Raw genomic sequence first — 3,917 nt, forward strand, 5'->3', positions numbered from 1 at the left:
GCCATCGCGCGACGGGCAGACGACGTGCTGGTCGGTTGCGTCGGCCTGACGCGCGATCGCGAGGCGCGGTCGGCCGAGCTCGGTTATTGGGTCGGGCGGCGCCACTGGGGCCAGGGGATCGCGCCCGAGGCGGCGGGGCGGCTTGCGCGCTGGGCGCTCGCCAATCTCGATATCGACCGGCTCACGGCGAGCGCGCTGACCGACAATGCCCGCTCCGCCGCCGTGCTGATGCGCATCGGCTTCCGCGAGACCGGGGCGGGGGCGCAGGATTTCCTCTCCCGCGGCGGTGCCATGCCGGTGCGGCTGTTCGAGGCCGGGCGCGCCGATGTCAGCCCCGCCCCGCCGGTCGCTGCCGAAGCGCCTGCCCTGGCGGAGGGCAGCGGCAAGCGCATCCTGCTGGTCGCGGCGGTCGGGCTGATCGACCCGGATAACCGCGTGCTGCTCGCCCGCCGGCCGGAAGGCAAGCCGCTCGCCGGGTTGTGGGAATTTCCCGGTGGCAAGGTCCATGCGGGGGAGACGCCCGAACAGGCGCTGATCCGGGAGCTGAAGGAAGAGCTCGGCATCGACGTGACCGAGACCTGCCTCGCGCCCTTCGCCTTCGCCTCCCATGGCTACGAGGCCTTCCACCTGCTGATGCCGCTCTACTTGTGCCGGCGGTGGCAGGGGCAGGTGACGGCGCAGGAAGGACAGGCCCTGGCCTGGGTGAGGCCGCAGCGGCTCGCGGACTACGCGATGCCGCCGGCGGACAGGCCGCTGGTGGCGCTGCTGCGGGATTTCCTGTGAGGCGGGGAGGCGATCGGAGAGGGGCTTTGCCCCTCCCTCACCTTGGCGGCAATGCCGCCAAGCCCAGCAAAGGCCGAAAGGCCTTTGCAAACCTCGACTTGGCGTTGTGCGCCACGGGCTCGGATAATGCCGGAACCCGCTCTCGTGCCCTAAGCGCCCTTGGGCGGGCGCCGGAATGCGCGCCGCGCCCAACGCCAGGTGACGGTTTCCAAAGGCCTTTCGGCCTTTGGTGGGGTGGTTTGGAGGGGCAAAGCCCCTCCAATGTCAGCGGCCCGCTTCAGGAGATCCGGCGGGGCCAATACCCCCTCCGCCTGGCGCGCTGACCATGCAATCCCGTCTCGCGGGCGTCGCGCTGCAGCTTTGTGCGCTGGCGACCTTCGTCTGCATGGACACCCTCATCAAGCTGCTCGCGGCGGGTTTCCCCGTCACGCAGGTGATGTGGGCGCGCTTCCTGTTCGGCTTCGTCACCGTCGCCATCGCGTTGCGCGTGGTCACCGGGCACTTCCCCTGGCGTTCGCGTGCGCCGGGGCTGCAGACGCTGCGCAGCCTGATGCTGGCGAGCTGCAACTTCATCTTCACCACCGCGCTGGTACACATCCCCCTTGCCGATGCCACGGCGGTCGGGTTCGCCTCGCCGCTCTTCACCATCATCCTGGCGGCGGTTGTGCTGAAGGAGGCCGTGGGATGGCGCCGCTGGGCGGGGGTCGCGATCGGGATGTTCGGCGTGCTGGTGCTGCTGCGCCCGCCCTTCCTGTTCGGGGGCGCGCCGATGCACTGGGCCATGGTGCTGCCGCTCGGCACGGCGGCCTTCTTCGCCGTCTACCAGATCCTGACGCGGCGGCTCGCCGGGCTGGACGATCCGCGCACGACGATCTTCCACACCAGCCTCTCGGCCTCGGTGGTGCTGACGGCGACCACGCCCTTCATCTGGACCTGGCCGACGCCGGAGGGCTGGGGGGCGCTGGTGCTGCTCGGCGTGCTGGGGGGACTCGGGCATGGGCTGCTGGTCATGGCCTTCGCCCGGGCGCCGGCGAGTCTGCTCGCGCCCATGTCCTACACCCAGATCATCTGGGCGGTGCTGGCGGGGATGCTGGTCTTCGGGGATGTGCCGGACGGGCTGACGCTGTTGGGCATGGCGATCGTGGCCTTGGGCGGGGTGTTGGTGGCGTTGCCGGACCGGCGGCGCGCGGCTTGACCCGGCGTCCCGGCGCTGGGGCGATGGGGGCGCCCTGCAGGCTGTGCTTGCGCGCGCCGCGCCGCTGGTCTAGCGAAGCCCCGCATCGCTTGCATGGTTTCGGCGGCCGAGGGGCCAGCCGGGGTGCTGCGGCCCCGGCATCCGGGGCACGCGCGTGAGGGAATCGATGGCGGACATCGGACTGGCCAAAGGGGCCGAGGAGCGTGGGCATGCCCGCGCCGCGCTCGATGCCGACAGCGTTCGGGAGGCCTATCGCCGCTGGGCGGGCGTTTACGACGTCGTCTTCGGCGGTGTGTCCGGCTTCGGCCGGCGGCGCGCCGTGGCCGCGGTGAACCGCTTGGCCGGCCCCCGGGTGCTTGAGGTTGGAGTTGGCACGGGGCTCGCTCTGCCGCTGTACCGGCGGGACCTGCAGGTGGTCGGCATCGACCTCTCGCGGGATATGCTCGAAAAGGCGCGCGAGCGCGTCGCCGACGAGAAGCTGCCCAATGTGCGCGGCCTCGTCGAGATGAACGCCGAGGAGATGGCCTTCGCCGACGGCTCCTTCGACATCGCGGTGGCGATGTTCACCGCCTCGGTGGTGCCGGATGCGAAGCGGCTCTTCGCCGAGATGTCGCGCGTGGTGCGCCCGGGCGGGCATCTGCTGTTCGTGAATCACTTCGCGGCCGAGGGCGGGCCGCGCTGGTGGATCGAGCGCGCCATGGCGCCGCTGTCACGCCGACTCGGCTGGCATCCGGACTTCGCGCTGCGCGACCTGTTCGTGCCCGAGACGACGGCGGTGGAGTTCATCCAGCCCTGCCCGCCGGTCGGGATCTTTACGCTGGTCCAGATGCGCAACCCGACCGCCTTCGCCCCCGCGCTCGCGGCGAATTAGGCGGCTTTGCCGCCGGCGTGACGCAAGGCGGAACGACCCGCGCCACTTGCGTCATATCAAGGCGTGCTCCCTTGTGCTGTGCGTGGCGGCCCCGGTATGGTCTGGCCTCGTTGCCGGAATTGGGACCGGCGACGCGCGCAACGCCTGGCCGGGCGATGGCGTGGAACGGGACGTCTAGGGGTCGCGCCTCGGCGCGACGGGGAAACAGGTGATGCGGGTAAGCGGTTTGAAGCGCCTGTGGGCGGCTATGGGCTGTCTGGCGATCGCACTGATGGCGGCGCCGGCCATGGCCGAAGGCATGGTGGGTGCGCCCCAGGCCTGGGGCATGGGTTTGCAGCCGGCAGGCGGCCCGATCAAGGAAGCGATCCACGACTTCAATGCGCTGGTCTTCGCCATCATCGCGGTGATCACGGTCTTCGTGCTGATCCTTCTCGCGATCTGCGTGTGGCGCTTCCGCTCCTCGGTGAATCCCACGCCGTCCACCACGAGCCACAACACGCTGCTGGAAGTGGCCTGGACCGCGGTGCCGGTCATCATCCTGCTGGTCATCGCCATCCCGTCCTTCCGCCTGATCTACTACGAGGACCGGACGCGCGACGCCGACATCACCGTCACGGTCCAGGGGCGCCAGTGGTATTGGCACTACACCTATCCGGATCACGGCAACTTCTCCTTCGACAGCTACCCGGTCCCGGAGGACCAGCTCCCGCCCGAGCGTCGCCACCTGTATCGCCTGGCCGTGGACAATGAGCTGGTGATCCCGGTCGGCGCGAATGTGCGCGTGCTGACGCAGGGCTACGACGTGATCCACTCCTTCTTCGTGCCGGCGCTCGGCGTTCAGCGTTATTCGATCCCGGGCCGGGCGCTCGAGACCTGGATGCGTGCGGATCACGAAGGCGTCTTCTACGGCCAGTGCAACCAGATCTGCGGCACGAACCACTGGTTCATGCCGATTGCGGTGCGCGCCGTCAGCCGCGAGGAATTCGACAAGTGGGTGGCCGAGGCGCGTACGCGCTTCGCCAGTGCCGATGCGCCCGCCGCCCCGGCCACCGCCGCCGCCCCGGCTGA

The 3,917-nt window shown here is 70.2% G+C and carries 4 protein-coding genes and 1 pseudogene; all 5 read left to right on the forward strand.

Going from position 1 to position 3,917, the window contains the following annotated elements:
* Window positions 1-3: 3 nt before the first annotated feature.
* Window positions 4-234 (forward strand): annotated as a pseudogene (locus ACE3O8_RS13125) (GNAT family N-acetyltransferase); the annotation flags it as partial.
* 132 nt (window positions 235-366) lie between these two features.
* The gene (gene mutT, locus ACE3O8_RS13130; protein ID WP_374390453.1) at window positions 367-783 is read left to right on the forward strand and encodes an 8-oxo-dGTP diphosphatase MutT; all 417 of its coding nucleotides are present in this window, start codon (window positions 367-369) and stop codon (window positions 781-783) included.
* A gap of 325 nt (window positions 784-1,108) precedes the next feature.
* On the forward strand, window positions 1,109-1,978 hold the full coding sequence (locus ACE3O8_RS13135) for a DMT family transporter (RefSeq protein WP_374390448.1): 870 nt from the start codon (window positions 1,109-1,111) through the stop codon (window positions 1,976-1,978).
* Window positions 1,979-2,144: 166 nt separating this feature from the next.
* On the forward strand, window positions 2,145-2,849 hold the full coding sequence (locus tag ACE3O8_RS13140) for a class I SAM-dependent methyltransferase (protein WP_374390449.1): 705 nt from the start codon (window positions 2,145-2,147) through the stop codon (window positions 2,847-2,849).
* A 247-nt stretch (window positions 2,850-3,096) separates the two neighbouring features.
* The coding region (coxB, locus tag ACE3O8_RS13145) for a cytochrome c oxidase subunit II (RefSeq protein WP_374390451.1) at window positions 3,097-3,917 on the forward strand (821 nt) is incomplete at its 3' end.

Source organism: Sandaracinobacter sp. (assembly GCF_041909755.1).
In the GTDB taxonomy this organism is placed as follows: Bacteria; Pseudomonadota; Alphaproteobacteria; order Sphingomonadales; family Sphingomonadaceae; genus Sandaracinobacteroides.